Genomic DNA, 19290 nt, shown 5'->3' with positions numbered 1-19290 from the left:
CAGCGGGTGTCGCGTAAGTCACTTCTAAAGCTCAAGTAAACCCAAAGAACGCAGATGGGACACGGCAGGACGTCCGTCCTGGACGTTCGTCCCAACGCAACGATCCGGATTGAGGTCTTCCGTCCTGCGTTCATCTCAGGTTTGAATGCCGGGGCTCGCAACCCGAGAACCTAAGGATCCGTCCATGAGTTCCACGACGACCCTTCAGAAGGCAGGCGACCCCACCGGAAACTCCGGTGAGGGTCTGCCCTCCGACGGTCTGAAGGCCGGTCTCAAGAACCGCCACCTGTCCATGATCGCCATCGGCGGCGTCATCGGAGCCGGTCTCTTCGTCGGCTCCGGTGGCGGCATCGCCAAGGCCGGCCCCGCCATCCTGATCTCCTACGCGCTGGTCGGCGCGATGGTCGTCTTCGTGATGCGCATGCTCGGCGAGATGGCCGCCGCCAGCCCGAACTCGGGCTCGTTCTCCGCCTACGCCGACCGCGCGCTCGGCCGCTGGGCCGGCTTCTCCATCGGCTGGCTCTACTGGTTCTTCTGGGTCGTCGTCCTCGCCGTGGAGGCCACCGCCGGTGCCGCCATCCTGGAGAGCTGGATACCCGCCGTCCCGCAGTGGGCCTGGGCGCTGATCGTGATGGCGGTGCTGACCGCCACCAACCTCGGCTCGGTCGCCTCCTACGGTGAGTTCGAGTTCTGGTTCGCGGGCATCAAGGTCGTCGCCATCGGTGCCTTCGTGATCATCGGCATGCTGGCCGTCTTCGGTGTCCTGCCGGGCTCCGACAACCCGGGTGCGGGCTTCGCCCACCTGACCGACGCCGGCGGATTCTTCCCCAATGGCTACGGCGCCGTCCTCACCGGTGTGCTGATGGTCGTCTTCTCCTTCATGGGCAGCGAGATCGTCACCCTCGCCGCCGGCGAGTCGGAGAACCCCCGCAAGGCGGTCACCCAGGCCACCAACTCCGTCATCTGGCGCATCGGCGTCTTCTACCTCGGCTCGATCTTCATCGTGCTGACGCTGCTGCCCTGGAACGACAAGTCGATCACCGAGAAGGGCTCGTACGTCGCCGCCCTCGACTCGATCGGCATCGCGCACGCCGGCACGATCATGGAGGTCATCGTCCTGACCGCCGTGCTGTCCTGCCTGAACTCGGGCCTCTACACCGCCTCCCGCATGGCCTTCTCGCTCGGTGAGCGCGGCGACGCCCCCAAGGCGTTCGCGAAGGTCAACAAGAACGGTGTGCCGGTCGCCGCGATCCTCGGCTCCACGGTCTTCGGCTTCGTCGCCGTCTACTTCAACTACGCGTTCAAGGACACGGTCTTCAACTTCCTCCTGAACTCCTCCGGCGCCATCGCGCTCTTCGTGTGGCTGGTGATCTGCTTCACCCAGCTGAAGATGCGCGGGATCCTGGTCCGTGAGGCCCCGGAGAAGCTGACCGTGAAGATGTGGCTCTTCCCGTGGCTGACCTGGGCCACCGCCGCCCTGATCATGTTCGTGATCGGCTACATGTTCGTGGACGACGCCAACCGCGAGGTGGTCACCCTGTCCACCCTCGTCGCCGGCGCGGTCGTGGCCGTCGGTGTGGTCCTGGACTTCCGCCGCAAGCGGGCCGCCGTCCAGGGCTGACCAGCCCGGAGAAGTCCCGTACACACGCCGGAGCCCGGCCCGCCTCGTCAGGCGGGCCGGGCTCCGGCCGATACGGGGGGGGCGTCAGCCGCGGCGGCCGACCAGCTTCCAGGCGGCCGGCAGGGCGCCCATCGCGAGGGCCGCCTTGAGGGCGTCGCCGATCAGGAACGGGGTCAGGCCCGCCGCGACGGCGGCGCTCAGGGACATCCCGGTGGCGGCCATGAGGTACGGCACGCCCACCGCGTAGATCACCGCGGAGCCGAGCACCATCGTGCCCGCCGTACGCAGGACCGAGCGGTCGGCGCCGCGCCGCGCGAGGGCGCCGACGACGGTGGCGGCGAGCAGCATGCCGAGCACGTAACCGAAGGAGGCGCCGCCGGCGCCGGAGGTCCCGCCCGCGAACCACGGCACGCCGGCCATGCCGACGAGGGCGTACAGCGCCAGCGAGAGGAAGCCGCGGCGGGCGCCGAAGGCGGTGCCGACGAGCAGCGCGGCGAAGGTCTGGCCCGTGACAGGGACCGGGGAGCCGGGGACGGGCACCGCGATCTGCGCGGCGATCCCGGTCAGGGCGGCGCCGCCGACGACGAGCGCGATGTCGCGCACGCGGCTCGCGGGCAGCAGGTCGGCGAGGACGGCGCCGGGCCGGAGGGAGACGGAAGCAGTGCTCATGAGGGGGCTCCGCAAGGTGGTGGGGGTGGGGACGATCACCGACGTTAGTGCGCGGCCCGGGGCCGACCCACCGCCGCCCGGAACAAAGCCCCGCTCCCCCCGTTGGTGGGGACCGGACAAAGCCCGCTCCCCCGACCCGGTCGACGTGATCCTCGTCACGAGCAACATCCGACAACACGTCCGTTTTGCACGGACGGCCGCCGCTCAGCAAGACTGTTGGATCCCGCCAAGCCAAAGGCGGAGTCCCCATCACCGCTGGGCCGAACGAGAGTACGAGCACTCCTCATGCGTGAGCGCCTGCCAGAAGCACCTCCCACGACGGGCGACCTGCCCGCGGAACCCCTCAGCCACAGCCTCAAGCAGCGCCACCTGACCATGCTGGGGCTGGGCGGCGTCATCGGCGCCGGCCTCTTCGTCGGCTCCGGCGCCGGCATCGGCATCGCCGGTCCCGCGATCATCTGCTCCTACCTCCTCGCCGGCGTCCTCGCGATGCTGGTGATGCGCGCGCTCGGTGAGATGTCGGCCGCGATGCCCGCCTCGGGCTCCTTCTCCGTCTACGCGGAGCGGGCGCTCGGCCGCTGGGCCGGCTTCTCGGCGGGCTGGCTGTACTGGTTCCTGCTGGTCGTGGTACTGGCCGTGGAGGCCACCGGCGCCGCGAAGATCGCGAACGGCTGGGTGCCCGCGGTCGACCAGTGGATCTGGGTGCTGCTGTTCATGGTGGTCTTCACCGTGAGCAACCTGGCCGCGGTGAAGAACTTCGGCGAGTTCGAGTTCTGGTTCGCCGCCCTCAAGGTCGGCGCGATCGTGCTCTTCCTGATCCTGGGCACCCTCGCGATCTTCGGTGTGCTCCCGGACACGGATCCGGTCGGCATGGCCAACCTCACCGGGCACGGCGGCTTCTTCCCCGAGGGCTTCGGCGGCGTGGTCGCCGGCATGCTCGCCGTCATCTTCGCCTTCGGCGGCCTGGAGGTCGTCACCATCGCGGCCGCCGAGTCCGACGACCCGGCCCGGTCGGTGTCCCGCGCGGTGCGCAGCGCCGTGTGGCGCATCCTCTTCTTCTACGTCGGCTCGATGGTGGTCATCGTGACCCTGCTGCCGTGGGACTCGCTGGAGCCGGGGCAGAGCCCGTACGTCGCCGTCCTCGACTCCATCGGCATCCCGGCGGCCGGCCAGATCATGAACATCGTGGTGTTCGTGGCCCTGCTGTCGGCGCTCAACGCGAACCTGTACGGGTCCTCGCGCATGGTGTTCTCCCTGGCCGAGCGCGGCGAGGCGCCGAAGGGGCTGCTGAAGGTCTCGGGCGGCGGGGTGCCGCGCCGGGCGGTGTTCGCGTCGGTGGCCTTCGGCTTCGTCTCGGTGGTGCTCAACCTGCTGTGGCCCGACACGATCTTCCTCTACATGCTCAACGCGGTCGGCGCCGTCCTGTTGTTCGTGTGGGCGCTGATCGCCGTCTCGCAGCTGAAGCTGCGCCGCCGGATCGAGCGGGACATGCCCGAGCGGCTGACGCTGCCGATGTGGCTGTTCCCGTACGCCACCTGGGCCGCGCTGGCCGGGATGGCGGCGGTCCTGGTCCTGATGCTGTTCGACGACTCCGCGCGGCCGCAGCTGCTGTGGTCGACGGGCGCGGCCCTGCTGGTCCTCCTGGTCGCCTTCGTACGGGAGCGGCGCGGCCCGAAGTCCTGACCGCCCGCCGGTCCACGGCCGCTGTCCTCGGCCCGGGCCCCTGGCCCCACGCGAAGGCCCCCGCGCACCCGGCGCGGGGGCCTTCGCCCGTCAGGTGCGCAGGTAGGAGGCTCCGTTGACGTCGAGCACGGTGCCCGAGCTCCAGCGCGCCGCGGGCGAGGCCAGGTGCAGCACGGCGGCGGCGACCTCCTGCGGCGTGCCGACCCGGCCGAAGGGGCTCTGCGCCCGGATCCGCTCGCCCTCCTCCCCTTCGAGCCGCCCGGCGACCCGTTCGGTGGCCACGAAACCGGGCGCCACGGAGGCCACGGCGATGCCGTGCGGGGCCAGGGAGACGGCGAGGGACTGGCCGAGCGCGTGCAGGGCCGCCTTGGTGGCACCGTAGGCGGGGTGGTCGGGCTCGCCCCGGAACGCCCCGCGCGAGCCGATGTTGACGACGCGGCCCTCCCTCCGGCCGTCGATCATGCGGCGGGCGACGCAGTGGGTGAGGTTGGCCGGGGCGAAGAGGTTGACGGCGGCCGTCTGCCGCCAGGCCTCCTGCCAGTCGGCGTACGAGGTGGTGGGCAGCGGGTGCGCGAGCATCACGGCGGCGTTGTTCACGAGGACGTCGATGCCGCCGAGCGCCTCCTCGGTCTCGGCGGCGAGGGCTTCCACGCGGGCCGGGTCGCCGAGGTCTCCGACGACGAGGACGTGGCCCTCTCCGGGGAGGTCGGCGAGGGTGCGCTCGGCGTCCGCATGCCGGGCCGTGCAGTGCACCGCGACCCGGTCCCCCTGCTCGGCGAAGGCGGTGGCGACGGCCCGTCCGATCCCCCGGGAGGCCCCGGTGACGAGCACCCCCCGCCCCGTGGCGGCCAATTCCCTTACACCGTGGTCCATTCGGTCGTCCCCCGTCTCCTGTCGCCGCGTCGTCCGCGTCCTGTCGGCAGCGTACGGGGGTGATCACGGCCGGTCATTCGACTGTCCGAATACCGGACGCCGACCATCCGAAGATCGGACAGGGGTGAGACTGGGGCACCTCATCACGTCCCCCCGTACAACCGGACAGGCACACCCGCAATGAGCCAGAGCACCCTGACACCCCCCGAAGCACCGCAGACCGACTCCGGATCCCCGCTCGGCAACGGACTCAAGCAGCGCCACCTCTCGATGATCGCCCTCGGCGGTGTCATCGGCGCCGGACTCTTCGTCGGCTCCGGGGCGGGCATCGCGGCCGCGGGCCCCTCGATCGTGCTCGCCTACGCCGCGTCCGGACTGCTGGTGATGTTCGTGATGCGGATGCTCGGCGAGATGTCCGCCGCCAACCCCGCCTCCGGCTCCTTCTCCGTGCACGCCGAGCGGGCGATCGGCCCGTGGGCCGGGTTCACCGCCGGCTGGATGTTCTGGACGCTGCTGTGCGTGGGCGTGGCCATCGAGGCCATCGGCGCGGCGCACATCATGACGGGCTGGTTCCCGGGCACCCCGTCCTGGATGTGGGTGCTGGTCTTCATGGCGCTGTTCTGCGGCTCCAACCTGGCCGCCGTCTCGAACTTCGGCGAGTTCGAGTTCTGGTTCTCCGCCCTCAAGATCGGCGCCATCGGCCTCTTCCTGGGGCTGGGCGTGCTGGCCGTCCTCGGCCTGCTGCCCGGCACCGGCGCGCCCGGCACCGCCAACCTGCTCCACGACGGCGGCTTCCTGCCGAACGGCGTGGACGGACTGCTGGTCGGGCTGCTGGCCTCGGTCGTCGCGTACGGCGGCCTGGAGACGGTCACCATCGCGGCGGCCGAGTCGGAGGACCCGGTCAAGGGCGTGGCCAAGGCCGTGAAGACCACCATGTGGCGCATCGCCGTCGTCTACGTCGGCTCCATGCTCGTCATCGTCACCCTGCTGCCGTGGAACGACCCGAAGGTGACGGAGGACGGCCCTTACGCGGCCACCCTGGACCACCTGGGCATCCCGGCGGCCGGCGAGATCATGAACGTGGTCATCCTGATCGCCCTGCTGTCCGCGATGAACGCCAACATCTACGGCTCCTCGCGCATGGCCTACTCCCTCGTCTCCCGCGGCCAGGGCCCGAAGGCGCTGGGCAAGGTCACCGGCCGGGTGCCGCGCCGCGCGGTGCTCGCCTCCTCCGGCTTCGGCTTCGTCACCGTGCTGCTGTCGTACTGGTACCCGGACACCCTGTTCGCCTGGCTGCTGAACATGGTCGGCGGGGTCATCCTGATCGTCTGGGGCTTCATCGCCGTCTCGCAGTTCGTGCTGCGCCGCCGACTGGAGCGCGAGGAGCCCGGGAAGCTCGTCGTGCGGATGTGGGGCTTCCCTTACCTGACCTGGGTGGCGCTGGCCGGGGTGGCCGCGGTCCTGGTGCTGATGGCGCTGGGCGAGGACACACGGGTGCAGGTGATCTTCACCGGCGGGCTCACCGCAGCCCTCGCCGTGACCGGGTACGTGATGCAGCGCCGGACGGCGGCCGCCGCCCGCTGACAGCCCCTCGACCGCAGGTGGGCCCCGTGCGAACGCACGGGGCCCACCTGCGTTTCACAGAGGTGACCCTTACGTGTGAGGTGGAATAGATGCTGCTAGCGTGCAGTTGCGCATTAATTGCAATTAGCGATTGGCACGCTGAGGGGACCGGATAACACGCATGGCCATCTACACGCTTCCTGAGCTTCCGTACGACTACGCGGCGCTGGAGCCGGTGATCAACCCGCAGATCATCGAGCTGCACCACGACAAGCACCACGCGGCCTATGTCACGGGCGCCAACAACACGCTGGAGCAGCTGGCGGAGGCGCGCGACAAGGAGAACTGGGGCGCGCTCAACGGCCTGGAGAAGAACCTCGCGTTCCACCTCTCCGGTCACATCCTGCACAGCATCTACTGGCACAACATGGCGAGCCCGAAGACCGGCGAGGGCGGCGGCGAGCCCACCGCGGCCGACGGCCTGGGCGACCTGGCCGACGCGATCACCGAGTCCTTCGGCTCCTTCGCGAAGTTCAAGAAGCAGCTCACCTTCGCCTCCTCCGCCACCCAGGGCTCCGGCTGGGGCGTGCTCGCGTACGAGCCCGTCAGCGGCCGCCTGGTCGTCGAGCAGGTCTACGACCACCAGGGCAACGTGGGCGTGGCCAGCACCCCGATCCTGGTCTTCGACGCCTGGGAGCACGCCTTCTACCTGCAGTACAAGAACCAGAAGGTGGACTTCATCGAGGCGATGTGGAACGTCGTCAACTGGCAGGACGTGTCCCGGCGCTACGCCGACGCCAAGGCGAACACCCCGCTGCTGATCCCCGTCAAGGGCTGATCACACCCCAGAGCCCGTCCGCCTCGTGATCGTCTTCTCAACCTTCACCGGCGGGCGCGTCCAGCAGAAGACCCCCGTGAGGACGTGACTCACGGGGGTCTTCTGTGTCAGGTGCGGGCCTGCGGACTACTCGAAGGACGGGCCCTTGGTGCGGGTCCGCTTGATCTCGTAGAAGCCGGGGGTGGCGGCGACGAGCAGGGTGCCGTCCCACAGCCGGGCCGCGGCCTCGCCGCGCGGGGTCGGGGTGACGACCGGGCCGAAGAAGGCGACGTCGCCCTCGCCGTCCGCGCCCGGAACGGAGATCACCGGGGTGCCGACCTCCTGGCCGACCCGGTCGATGCCGTTGTTGTGGGAGGCGCGCAGCACCTCGTCGTACTCGTCGGAGTCGGCGTACGCGATCAGCTCGGCCGGCAGGCCGACCTCGGCCAGCGCCTCGGCGATGACCTCGCGGGTCGGGCCCTTGTCCTCGTTGTGGATGCGGGTGCCGAGCGCGGTGTAGAGCTTGCCGGTGACCTCGTCGCCGTGCTTCTGCTGGGCCGCTATCACCACGCGCACGGGAGCCCAGCCCTTGGGGCCGAGCAGCTCGCGGTAGACCTCGGGCAGCTCGTCGAGCTTGTTCTCGTTCAGCACGGCGAGGCTCATCACGTGCCAGCGCACCTCGACGTCGCGGACCTTCTCGACCTCCAGCATCCAACGGGACGTCATCCAGGCCCAAGGGCAGAGCGGGTCGAACCAGAAGTCGACCGGGGTCTTCTCGCGCACCTGGGTCTCGGTCATGTCTCTCCTCGGTGTCGGTCTCAGGCGGAAAAAGGCATCAACGGCGCATGTCCTCCGTGGCCAACCAGGACGCCGTCGCACGCATTCCCCTCGTGCGAGGATTCGACCCAAGAACGCGATCACGCACGAAGGAGTGCAGGTGCCCGGAGAGAATCTGTCCCGCGAGGAGGCCCGCGAGCGGGCCGAGCTGCTGTCCGTCGACGCGTACGAGGTCGTCCTCGACATCCGGTCGGCGGTGGACGAGGCCGAGCCGGCAGAGGGCCCGCGGACCTTCCGCTCGGTGACGACGATCCGCTTCCGGGCCGCGGTCCCCGGCGCCGCCACCTTCGCGGACCTGATCGCCCCTTCGGTCAACTCCGTGACCCTGAACGGGCGGGCACTGGACGTGGCCGCCGTCTTCGACGGGGCCCGCATCGCCCTGGACGACCTGGCCTCCGAGAACGTCCTGGTGGTGGACGCGAACTGCGCGTACAGCCGGACGGGCGAGGGCCTGCACCGCTTCGTGGACCCGGAGGACGGCGAGGTCTACCTCTACACGCAGTACGAGCCGGCCGACGCCCGGCGGGTGTACGCGAACTTCGAGCAGCCGGACCTGAAGGCGCCCTACCGCTTCGAGGTGACCGCGCCCGAGGGCTGGCAGGTGTGGAGCAACGGCGCCGAGGAGTCCCGCGAGGGGCAGACCCGCCGCTTCGCCGAGACGGCGCCGATCTCCACGTACATCACCTGCGTGGTGGCGGGCCCCTACCACTACGTGACGGACACCTACACCCGCGGGGACCTGACCGTCCCGCTGGGCGCGATGTGCCGCAAGGGGCTGGCGAAGCACTTCGACGCCGATGACATCTTCCTCATCACCAAGCAGGGCTTCGACCTGTTCCACGAGATCTTCGACTACCCCTACCCCTTCGGGAAGTACGACCAGGCCTTCGTGCCGGAGTACAACCTGGGCGCCATGGAGAACCCGGGGATGGTGACCTTCCGCGAGGAGTACATCTTCCGCGGCAAGGTCACGCAGGCCTCGTACGAGGCGCGCGCGAACGTCATCCTGCACGAGATGGCGCACATGTGGTTCGGCGACCTGGTCACCATGAAGTGGTGGGACGACCTGTGGCTGAAGGAGTCCTTCGCCGACTTCATGGGCTCCTTCGGGCTGGTCGAGGCCACCCGCTTCGACCAGGCGTGGATCACCTTCGCCAACCGACGCAAGTCGTGGGCCTACCGGGCCGACCAGCTGCCGTCCACCCACCCGATCACGGCCGACATCCGTGACCTGGAGGACGCCAAGCTGAACTTCGACGGCATCACCTACGCCAAGGGCGCCTCGGTGCTCAAGCAGCTGGTCGCCTACGTCGGCCGGGAGGCCTTCCTGGAAGGCGCGCGCCGCTACTTCAAGGCGAACGCGTACGGGAACACCACCCTGGGAGACCTGCTGTCGGTGCTCGGCGAGGTGTCCGGCCGGGACATGACCGAGTGGTCGCGGGCCTGGCTGCAGACGGCGGGCGTGAACGCGCTGACCCCGGTGGTGACCTACGACGCGTCGGGGCGGATCACCGAGCTGGCGGTCGTCCAGGAGGGCGACGAGCTGCGGCCGCACCGCGTCGGCGTCGGCCTGTACCGGCTGCAGCCGGACGGCGCGCTGGTCCGCTACGCGCGGGCCGAGGCGGACGTCGCCGGCGCCCGGTCGGTGATCGGGGAGCTGGCCGGGCAGGAGCGGCCCGACCTGGTCCTGGTCAACGACGAGGACCTCACCTACTGCAAGATCCGCTTCGACGAGGGCTCGCTGACGACGCTGCGCTCGCACCTGGGCGACCTGACGGATCCGCTGGCGCGGGCGCTGAGCTGGTCGGCGCTGTGGAACCTGACGCGGGACGGCCTGATGCCGGCGCGCGACTTCGTCTCGCTGGTGCTGGCGCACGCGGGCCGGGAGACGGACGTCGGCGTCCTGCAGATGCTGCACGCGCAGACGCAGACGGCGGTCAACCACTACGCGGCCCCGGACCGGCGCGAGCAGAGCGGCCGGGACCTGGCGGCGGGCGCGCTGCACGAACTGCGGGTGGCCGAGCCGGGGTCGGAGCACCAGCTGACCTGGGCGCGCTTCTTCGCGGCGAGCGCGGCGACGGAGGGCGACTTCCAGCTGCTGCTGGGGCTGCTGGAGGGGTCGGCGCGGATCGACGGGCTGGACGTGGACCAGGAGCTGCGCTGGGACTTCCTGCTGCCGCTGGCCGCGCACGGGGCGGTGGACGAGGGCGTCCTCGCCGCCGAACTGGCCCGCGACGACACGGCGTCGGGCAAGCGGCACCAGGTGCGGTGCCTGGCGGCGCGCCCCTCGCAGGCGGTGAAGGACCAGGCGTGGGCGGCGGTCGTCGAGTCCGACGCGCTGTCCAACGCACTGGTGGAGGCGACGATCGCGGGCATGCAGCAGCCCTCGCAGCGGGGCCTGCTGGCGGCTCACGCGGGCCGCTACTTCGAGGTGATCGAGCGGGTGTGGACGGACCGGTCGATCCAGATCGCGATGGACGTCGTGAAGGGGCTCTACCCCTCGCTCCAGGGCGACGCCGCCACGCTGGACGCCACGGACGCCTGGCTGGCGGGGCACGAGCACGCCGCCCCCGCGCTGCGCCGCCTGGTGCTGGAGTCCCGCGACGACCTCGCCAGGGCCCTGCGCGCCCAGGCCTGCGACGCGGCTGCGGGCAACTAGCCCGCAGCGCCGCTGCCGGGGGCTCCGCCCCGGACCCCGCGCCTCAGACGCCGGCGAGGCTGGATCTTCCAGCCCGTCCGGCGGTTGAGGACCGGGCCGGGCAGCGACCGGGAAACGGAGAAAGGGCGGGGCGAGGAGCAGCGCCGCGCACGGTCACCCAGACGGGCGCACCCCATCGGCAGTCGAACGCCCGTACTTTAGCCCCAGCTTGTCCGCATTTGTCGACAGGCGTGTAACAGGGGTTAGCAAGGCCATGGCCTGAGGGAATCACCGCGTCATGAACCACAACGCACCCCTCCCCCTCGCCCACCTCACCGGCAACCGCCCCCGCGTGCTGACCCTCGCACAGCTGCGCGAGCACGGCGTGAGCGCCTCCGACGCCGCCGAGCGGCCGTGGCGGCAGATCCTGCCCGGCGTGTTCCTGCTCCACTCCGGGCCGGCGACCAGTGAGGAGCGGTTGCACGCCGCGCTGCTGTACGCGGGACGGCGCGGCGGGGGCGAGTCAATGATCACCGGGCTGGCGGCGCTGGCCCTGTACCGCTTCGCCTCCGCGCCCCCGCTGCTCGCGCTGTCGCACATCGACGTGCTGGTGCCGGGCACCCGGCGGCTGCGGTCGACCGGCGACGTACGGATCGTGCGGGCGCGCACCGCGCCCCGGTCCCAGGAGGTCACCGGGCTGCCCGTGGCGCCCGTCGCCCGGGCCGTGGCCGACGCCGTCGCGCAGCTGTCCGACGCGGGCGCGGTGCGCCGGCTGCTGAGCGAGGCCGTCCGCAGCAGGCACTGCGAACCCGCCGCGATCGTACGGGAACTGACGGTGGCCCGGCTGCTGAACCGGCCGCACGTGGTGGACGCCGTCGAGTCCCTCCTCGCGGAGGGCCGGGCCATGGCCGAGGACCGGCTGTACCACCTCGTACGCGGCTACGAGCTGCCCGACCCCGTGTGGAACGTGGACCTGCGGATCCCCGGCGGCCCGCACCTGGGCGGGGTCGACGCGTACTGGCCCGAGCACTCCGTGGCGGTGGAGATCGACACCCGCGCCCCGCGCCAGGGCGAGGACGAGGAGTGGTCCGAGTGCGTACGCAAGCGGGAGACCCTGGAGCGGCTCGGGGTGACGGTCGTCCACGTCACCCCGCGCAAGCTCCGCGACTGGCCCGAGCAGCAGGCCGCCGTCATCCGGACCGCGCTGACGGCCGCCGACGACCGCGAACCCGCCGCCTACCTGGTGGTGCTGCCCAGGTGAGGCGAGTACTCCGGGGTGCTCCACAGCAGCCGCCCCGGATGCACACCCTCCACCACCGATTCCACCCGGAAGCGGGTGCGGCGGCCCCCGTCGGCCGCGAACTCCGTCCGGGCCCGGCCGCTGAGCTGGAGGACGGCCCCGCTCTCCCAGTCGGGGAAGAGCAGTCCGGCCCGCGGGTCGGCCGTCAGGTTCCCCAGGGTCAGGAACATCGCGTTCCCCGCGTAGTCCGGCCAGGCCAGCTCGACCGGGGAGAGCACCTCCACGAATCCCGGCAGGCCGCCGCGGTGACTGGCGTCGGCCCCGTCCGCCTCCGCCGTGGTGGCGACGAAGAAGGTGTCGGCGCGCCGGACGGCACGCACCTGGCCGGGGGTCAGCGCGTCCCCGCGGCGCACGACGCCGGCCCCCTGCGCGACCAGTTCCAGCGGCTGACGCTTCTGCAGGTACTTGGGGCAGTTGGCGAAGACCTGCTCGGCCTCGACGGCGAAGCCCCGCGGCGTCGCCGCGAGGGTTCCGTTCAGCCGCATCCGGCGCCGGGTGCGAGGGTCGAGCGCGATGGTCCCGATCCGGGTCCCGTCCGTGGCCAGCGCCTCGGCGAGCGGGTCCCCGGCCGGCACCCCCGCGGCGACGGCGATCCGGTGCGGGCCGGTGGCCCGTACGAAGCCGGGCGGGCCGGTGAGCAGGGAGGCCCACATCCGGCCGGCACCGTCCGCGGCCCCGACGACCAGGTGCGGCTGGAGTTCCAGGAAGGCCGCGGCGACGTCGCGGATGCCCGTACCGATCGAGCGGCCGACGTGCTCGGCCGGGCCGCGCACTCCGACCCTCTCCTGCACCGCCAGCGACCCCCAGTGGTAGACGCCCATTAGAAGAACCCGCAGGTCGGCGCCCCCGCGGTGGGGGCGGGCGCATCCTCGGCGCCGGTCGGTACGGAGATCTCCAGGCGGGTGCCGTCGGGGTCGTGGAAGAAGATGCCGCCGGATGCCGCGCCCTCGCGGTGCGCGACGACGCCCTCGTGGGCGAACGCTACGCCCAGGCCGCGCAGCCGCTCCTCGTAGGCGCGCACCTCCTCGACGGCGTCGGCCGTGAACGCCAGGTGGTGCAGTCCGGCCGCGGCCGGCGCGAAGGCGCCGTCGGCCTGCTGCCAGAGCGTGAGGACGAGCTCGCCGTCCCGGCCGAGGAAGGCGAAGCGGCGGTCCTCCTCCTTGCCCTCGCCGAGCACCTGGAAGTCCAGGGCGTCCCGGTAAAAGGCGAGCGAGCGCTCCAGATCGGTGACGTTCAGGCCGACGTGCCCGGTGCGGAGCTTGCTGATGACGGTGGTCATGACGGGTCCTTCCCCAGAGACCGTTCCACGAATTCTAACCTTCTAAATCTAAATTAACGGTTACACCCGACGACGTCAACCGTTCACGTACTCTTGAGGGGTTAGCGAGCGAGGAGACGGACATGACGACGGCTGACCCACGGCCCCTGACCGGGGAGCCGATCGCCCTCGATCTGCTGAACACCCGCTGGATGCGGGAGGGGGAACTCGTCGACCTCTTCGCGGGGGCCTTCGGGCTGAGCCGGGTCGAAGGGCTCGCGGTCTGGCTGGAGTCCGCCGGGCTGGCCGGCCGCTTCCGGGCCGACGCCTCGACCCTCGTCCATCTGATGACCGCGCGCGAGGCGCTGGCCCGCGCGGTGGCGGACCCGGCCGACGAGAGCGCCCGCGCGCTGGTCGACGCCGTACTGGAGCACGGCCGCATCCGCGCCACGCTGACCGCCGAAGGACCGGGTGAACGGGCCGAGTTCGACGACCCCACCTGGGGTCCGGCCTGGACGGCCGCCCGGAACTACCTGGAGCTGCTGGGCTCCGCGCCCGAGCGGATCCACAAGTGCGCCTCCGAGACCTGCGTCCTGCACTTCCACGACACCTCGCGCAACGGCACCCGGCGCTGGTGCTCGATGTCCGCCTGCGGAAACCGGGCGAAGGCCTCGCGCCACTACGCGCGCACGCGCGAGCGCTGACCGCTCGAAATCTGTCACACCTGCACCGACGGACGACCCCGCCCCGGTACCGACTTGGGGCCGCTAAGTCGATAAATCAACTCTTCGACCCCAGTGGTTCGCACCACTGTGCCCGGATACGGCCCCACTGGCGGATGTTCCGCGCTGGCGAGTCTCCGCCACCGTAGGTCTCGGTCGATGACATCCCTCCCCAAAGACCTGTCGGTTGAGGAAAGCTGACCGGTCATCCGGCACCGAAATCCGGACCGTATCTTTCACTTACCAGGGATGCTGATGACCCTCGAATCCCCCAGCTCCATACCCGGGGCCAGACGCGTCGCGCGCGTCGCGGCCGCGGCCGGCCTGGTCGCCGCCCTCGCGGCGACCGGCGCCGCGCCCGTGTTCGCGGCGACCGGCGCGGACACCCCGGGCACCTCGCCTGCGGTCAAGTCCGCCGACCAGAAGCTCGGTTCGGCCGACGTCGAGCTCCTCCAGGAGGCCAGGGCCAAGGGTGACGCGAACGTCACCGTCATGGTCGCGACCGCCCCCGGCCAGACCAAGCAGGTCGCCGACCAGCTGGACGCCGTCCAGGGCGCCTCGGTCGGCCGGACGTACGACAACCTCGGTTACGTGCGCGCCACCCTGCCGACCGGCCAGGCGGAGGCCGCCCTGAAGGCGGCCGCCAAGCTGTCCTCGGTGCACGGCATCGACCTGCGTCACGAGATCCAGCTGCCGGACCCGCGTCCCGACGCCGACCGGGAGACCGGCACGGTCAAGAAGACCGCGGCCGAGACGTACGCGGCGCCGGACAAGAACACCCCGGCGAAGAACCCGTACAACCCGTCCTTCGAGACCGGCGCGGTCGACTTCGTCGCGAAGAACCCGCAGGCCGACGGCCGCGGCGTGACCATCGGCATCATGGACTCGGGCGTCGACCTCGGTCACCCGGCACTGCAGAAGACCACCACCGGCGAGCGCAAGATCGTCGACTGGGTGACGGCCACCGACCCGATCACCGACAACGACGGCACCTGGCGCGCGCAGATCACCCCGGTCACCTCCGCGGGCGGCACCTTCACCGCGGGCGGCCAGAGCTGGAAGGCGCCCGAGGGCAGCTTCCAGTGGAGCCGGTTCAGCGAGTCGATCACCGCAACCGGCGACATGGCGGGCGACGTCAACCGGGACGGGGACACCACCGACCGGTTCGGCATGCTCTACGACGCCGCCGCCGGCACCGTCCGCGTCGACACCGACCAGGACGGCGACTTCACGAACAACGAGCCGATGAAGCCGTACAAGGACGGCTACCAGATCGGCTACTTCGGCACGGACAACCCGGCGACCGAGGTCGCCGAGCGGATCCCGTTCGTGATCGAGATCCGCAAGGACGTCCCGATGGACCCGCTGGGCGGGGACTGGGTCGGCAAGAAGGCCGACTTCGTCAACATCGGCATCATCGAGTCCGAGCACGGCACGCACGTCGCCGGCATCACCGCCGCCAACAGCCTCTTCGGCGGCAAGATGAACGGCGAGGCGCCCGGCGCGAAGCTCGTCTCCTCGCGCGCCTGCTCCTGGTCCGGCGGCTGCACCAACATCGCGCTGACCGAGGGCATGATCGACCTCGTCGTCAACCGCGGCGTGGACATCGTCAACATGTCCATCGGCGGCCTGCCGGCGCTGAACGACGGCAACAACGCGCGCGCCGAGCTCTACCGCAACCTCGTCGACACCTACGGTGTCCAGCTGGTCATCTCGGCCGGCAACTCCGGCCCCGGTGTCAACACCATCGGCGACCCGGCCCTCGCGGACAAGGTCATCTCCGTGGGCGCCTCGGTCTCCAAGGAGACGTGGGCCGCGAACTACGGCTCCGGCGTGAGCACGAAGTACAACATGTTCCCCTTCTCCTCGCGCGGTCCGCGTGAGGACGGCGGCTTCACGCCGACCATCAGCGCCCCCGGCGCGGCCATCAACACCATCCAGACCTGGCTGCCCGGCGCGCCGGTGAAGGAGGCGGGCTACACCCTGCCCGCCGGTTACGGCATGCTCCAGGGCACCTCGATGGCCTCGCCGCAGGCCGCCGGTGCGAGCGCCCTGCTGATCTCCGCCGCGAAGCAGCAGAACATCAAGCTGACGCCGGCCTCCCTGCGGGTCGCGCTCACCAGCTCGGCGAAGAAGATCGACAACGTCCCGGCGCACGCGCAGGGTTCGGGTCTGATCGACGTCGGCGGCGCGTGGGAGTCCATCCAGCGCGACGCCAAGGCGAACGAGTTCACCGTCAAGGCCCCGGTCGACACCGCGATCGACCAGTTCCTGAAGACCCCGGGCTTCGGCACCGGCCTGTACGACCGCGAGGGCGGCCTCAAGGTCGGCCAGAAGAAGGTCTACAACGTCGTCGTCACCCGCACCACGGGCGTCAAGTACGGCACCCGGCACGACCTGAGCTGGCGCAACAACGACGGCACCTTCAAGGTCATCGGCGGCTACGACTACGTCACCCTGCCGCTGAACAAGCCCGTCACCATCAAGGTCGAGGCCAACGCCAAGACCGCCGGCGTCCACAGCGGCATCCTGCAGCTGGACGACGAGACCACCGAGGGCATCGACAAGCAGATCCTCACGACCGTCGTGGCTTCCGCCCCCCTGGCCGCGCCGTCGTTCTCCCTGTCGCAGTCCTCCTCCGTGCAGCGCAACTCGCACACGTCGTACTTCGTGACCGTGCCGCCGGGCGCCAAGAGCCTGGAGGTCGCGCTCAGCGGTCTCGCGGCGGGCGCCCAGACGCGCTTCATCGCGATCCACCCGTACGGCACGCCGGTCGACCCGACGGCCACGACCAACTGCTACCCGAACTACGACAACCCGGCCAACACCTGCCGCCCCGACGTGCGCTCGTACCCCGAGCCGACGCCGGGCGTCTGGGAGATCGAGGTCGAGGCCCGTCGTACGTCGCCGGTCCTGGACAACCCGTTCAAGCTGGACGTCTCCGTGCTCGGCGCGGCCTTCGACCCCGCGGTCAAGGTCCTGCCCGAGGTGAAGCAGGGCACCCCGGCCCCGGTCCAGTGGAGCGTGAAGAACGCCGGCGCGGCCATCACCGGCGGCAAGCTCAAGGGCGGCCCGCTCGGTTCCGCGAAGGTCGCCAAGCCGACCCTCGCCAACGGTGAGACCCACACCACCGAGATCGCGGTGCCCGCGGGCACCTCGCGCCTCGACGTCGCCATCGGCAAGGTGTCCGACACCGCCGCCGACCTCGACCTCGAGGTCTACAAGGACGGCGTCAAGGTGGGCTCCGCCGCCGACGGCGACTCCGAGGAGGCCGTGAGCCTGGTCAACCCGGCCGCGGGCACCTACACCGTCAAGGTGATCGGCTACGCGATCCCGTCCGGTTCCACCACGTACGACTACCGCGACGTGTTCTTCTCGGCCGCCCTGGGCTCCGTCCAGGTCGACGAGGCCGCCGCGGTGAACCTCGCCACCGGCGCCACCGCGCAGGTCTCGGCGAACGTCCTGGTCACCAGCGCGGCCCCCGAGGGCCGTCAGTTCTTCGGCCAGGTCGAGCTGCTCAACGCCCGCGGCACCGCCGCCGGCACCGGCAGCGTGCAGATCGAGAAGGTCCTCCCGTAGCACCTTCCGCAACGAAACCCGAGGGGGCGGCGCTCTGACGAGCACCGCCCCCTCGGGCCGTTCCCCCCGGCCGGCTACGGCCTGCCGAGCGAGCGCAGCGACTCGGCGTAGGTGCCGACCGCGTGCGCGATCACGTCCAGGTTGGTGTCGAAGGCCTTGAGGTCCAGGTTCTTCAGGTCGTCGCCGCCCCCGTGGTAGTTCGGGTCGTACGGGGCCCCCGCCGTGCCGCCGTAACGCTTCGCCTGCTCGGCGGTCTTGATGCCCTCGGCCCCCGTGAAGGTGCCGCCGGCCGGGATGCCGCTCGCGATGAACGGCCCGTAGTCGGAGCGGCCGTCGAAGTCACTGCCCTCGTGCGGCTTGCCCTTGCGGTCGAGGAAGCCGTTGATGAGCGCCTCGATCTGCGCCGAGCCAGCCGGGCCGGCGCCCGCGCCCGTCCTGTCCGAGTCGTCGCCGTCGTAGACGAACTGCACCGGGTTCGGCGAGGCGATCATGTCGAAGTTCAGGTAGAGCGCGATGTCCTTCTTCTGCTGGTCGGACAGCTGCGCGACGTAGTGCTCCGAGCCCAGCAGGCCCAGTTCCTCCGCCGACCACCAGCCGAAGCGGACCTTGTTCGCGGGCCCCTTCCCCTTCTTGTTGGCGCCCTCCTCGGCCAGCTTCAGCGCCACCTCCAGCAGGCCGGCCGAGCCGGAGCCGTTGTCGTTGATGCCCGGCCCCTCGGGCACGGAGTCCAGGTGTGCCCCGACGGTGACCACGCGATCGGAGCGGCCGCCCCGGGTCTCGGCGATCACGTTGCGGGTGGTCTTCTTCACGTGCTCCTGGTCCAGCTCCAGGCGTACGGTCACCTCTCCCCGGCCGGCGGCGGCGGTGAGGGCCTCGCCGTCGGCGAGGCTGATGCCGGCGCTCGGGATGATCCCCTCCGCGGGCGAGGAGAAGCCGCCCCGCACCGGGGTCGTGCCGCTGTGGTTGTAGACGATGACGCCGAGCGCGCCCGCCGCGGCGGCGGCGTTCTGCTTCTCCACGAAGGTGCAGGAACCCCGCTTGACCAGGGCGATCTTCCCCGTGAACGCGCCGGCCGGATAGTCGTCCGCCGTGCAGCCGGGGGTCTCGTCGACCCGGGCGAGCGCCAGCGGCGCGGCCAGGCCGCCGGCCGGGGTGGACCGGGTGAAGGTGAAGGCGGCGGTGGCCAGCTCACGGGAGTCCTGGCCGAGGACGGTGGTCCGCTCCGTCCTCGTGCGCGCCTCGTGGATGTCGAAGTCCTGGTACGAGACGTCGTACCCGGCCTTCTTCAGCGTGTCGTGCACGTAGGCGGCGGAGGCCGCGTGGCCGGGCGTGCCGGCGGCGCGGTTGCCGCCGTTGGCGTCGGCGATCTGCTGGAACTTCTTCAGGTGGCGGTAGGCGCCCTTGGCGTCGACCTCCGCCACCAGCTCCCTGGCGAGCCGGCCCTCGCGCGGGTGGGCGGCGGCCGGGGTGGCGGCGAGCAGGACGGGTGCGGCGACGGCGGCGGCCGCGAGGGCGGCGAGCGCCGGTATGGACCGGCGGCGGTGGCTGTGGCGGCGGATGGCGCGCACGGTGGATCTCCCCCAGAGTGAGTTTCGGCCTTCGGTCGATCATGTCCGGATAACGGACATGACAGACCGGACGTTAACCGACCCCCACCAGGCAAAACGGTCGCTCGGGGGCCGTGAAACAAGGCCGCCACGCACTCGTCACAGGTGTTCACATTCAGAACA

14 protein-coding genes are annotated in these 19290 nt (G+C 71.0%); 8 read left to right on the top strand and 6 right to left on the bottom strand.

All coding sequences use genetic code 11. From position 1 onward, the window contains the following. Positions 1-184 precede the first annotated feature (184 nt). Entirely contained in the window at positions 185-1621 is a 1437-nt protein-coding gene (locus IG86_RS0103765) for an amino acid permease (RefSeq protein WP_030819144.1), read from the top strand. Positions 1622-1705: 84 nt separating this feature from the next. On the opposite strand, the gene IG86_RS0103760 is transcribed toward IG86_RS0103765, so the two are convergent. Then, complete coding sequence (locus IG86_RS0103760) at positions 1706-2290, bottom strand: biotin transporter BioY (RefSeq protein WP_030650093.1); 585 nt, start codon at positions 2288-2290, stop codon at positions 1706-1708. Positions 2291-2575: 285 nt separating this feature from the next. Between IG86_RS0103760 and IG86_RS0103755 the strand changes: the two genes are divergently transcribed. After that, the gene (locus IG86_RS0103755; protein WP_030819142.1) at positions 2576-3973 is read left to right on the top strand and encodes an amino acid permease; all 1398 of its coding nucleotides are present in this window, start codon (positions 2576-2578) and stop codon (positions 3971-3973) included. Positions 3974-4063: 90 nt separating this feature from the next. Here IG86_RS0103755 and IG86_RS0103750 read toward each other — a convergent pair whose 3' ends face one another. Then, a complete protein-coding gene (locus IG86_RS0103750; RefSeq protein WP_045936768.1) occupies positions 4064-4846 on the bottom strand; it encodes an SDR family NAD(P)-dependent oxidoreductase in 783 nt (260 codons plus the stop codon). A 180-nt stretch (positions 4847-5026) separates the two neighbouring features. On the opposite strand from IG86_RS0103750, the gene IG86_RS0103745 reads away from it, so the two are divergent. After that, positions 5027-6430, top strand: a complete 1404-nt coding sequence (locus tag IG86_RS0103745; RefSeq protein ID WP_030819138.1) for an amino acid permease — start codon at positions 5027-5029, stop codon at positions 6428-6430. A gap of 160 nt (positions 6431-6590) precedes the next feature. After that, positions 6591-7247, top strand: a complete 657-nt coding sequence (locus IG86_RS0103740) for a superoxide dismutase (protein WP_030036236.1) — start codon at positions 6591-6593, stop codon at positions 7245-7247. Positions 7248-7373: 126 nt separating this feature from the next. Here IG86_RS0103740 and IG86_RS0103735 read toward each other — a convergent pair whose 3' ends face one another. Then, entirely contained in the window at positions 7374-8024 is a 651-nt protein-coding gene (locus IG86_RS0103735; RefSeq protein WP_030819136.1) for a mycothiol-dependent nitroreductase Rv2466c family protein, read from the bottom strand. 139 nt (positions 8025-8163) lie between these two features. Between IG86_RS0103735 and pepN the strand changes: the two genes are divergently transcribed. Both pepN and IG86_RS0103725 read left to right on the top strand, forming a co-directional pair. Beyond that, a complete protein-coding gene (pepN, locus tag IG86_RS0103730; RefSeq protein ID WP_030894636.1) occupies positions 8164-10722 on the top strand; it encodes an aminopeptidase N in 2559 nt (852 codons plus the stop codon). Positions 10723-10999: 277 nt separating this feature from the next. After that, complete coding sequence (locus IG86_RS0103725; protein WP_030819132.1) at positions 11000-11962, top strand: hypothetical protein; 963 nt, start codon at positions 11000-11002, stop codon at positions 11960-11962. Here IG86_RS0103725 and IG86_RS0103720 read toward each other — a convergent pair. Then, positions 11938-12822 carry a pyridoxamine 5'-phosphate oxidase family protein gene (locus tag IG86_RS0103720; protein ID WP_030894635.1) on the bottom strand — a complete coding sequence of 295 codons (885 nt, stop codon included), beginning with the start codon at positions 12820-12822 and terminating at the stop codon, positions 11938-11940. The genes IG86_RS0103725 and IG86_RS0103720 overlap by 25 nt on opposite strands. Next, entirely contained in the window at positions 12822-13280 is a 459-nt protein-coding gene (locus tag IG86_RS0103715; protein WP_030819128.1) for a VOC family protein, read from the bottom strand. The genes IG86_RS0103720 and IG86_RS0103715 overlap by 1 nt, the downstream gene beginning before the upstream one ends. 122 nt (positions 13281-13402) lie before the next feature. Between IG86_RS0103715 and IG86_RS0103710 the strand changes: the two genes are divergently transcribed. Both IG86_RS0103710 and IG86_RS0103705 read left to right on the top strand, forming a co-directional pair. Beyond that, positions 13403-13963, top strand: a complete 561-nt coding sequence (locus IG86_RS0103710; protein ID WP_030894633.1) for a CGNR zinc finger domain-containing protein — start codon at positions 13403-13405, stop codon at positions 13961-13963. Between the two features lie 273 nt (positions 13964-14236). Continuing rightward, positions 14237-17560: a S8 family serine peptidase gene (locus IG86_RS0103705; protein WP_030819124.1), complete on the top strand. Its 3324-nt coding sequence runs from the start codon at positions 14237-14239 to the stop codon at positions 17558-17560. Positions 17561-17634: 74 nt separating this feature from the next. Here IG86_RS0103705 and IG86_RS0103700 read toward each other — a convergent pair whose 3' ends face one another. Beyond that, the gene (locus IG86_RS0103700) at positions 17635-19128 is read right to left on the bottom strand and encodes a M28 family metallopeptidase (protein ID WP_030819122.1); all 1494 of its coding nucleotides are present in this window, start codon (positions 19126-19128) and stop codon (positions 17635-17637) included. Positions 19129-19290 lie beyond the last annotated feature (162 nt).

Origin of the sequence: Streptomyces virginiae (assembly GCF_000720455.1) — a bacterium.
Lineage (GTDB): Bacteria > Actinomycetota > Actinomycetes > Streptomycetales > Streptomycetaceae > Streptomyces > Streptomyces virginiae.
The sequence above is the reverse complement of the archived record's forward strand: the minus strand, read 5'-3'. Positions and strand labels throughout refer to the sequence as shown.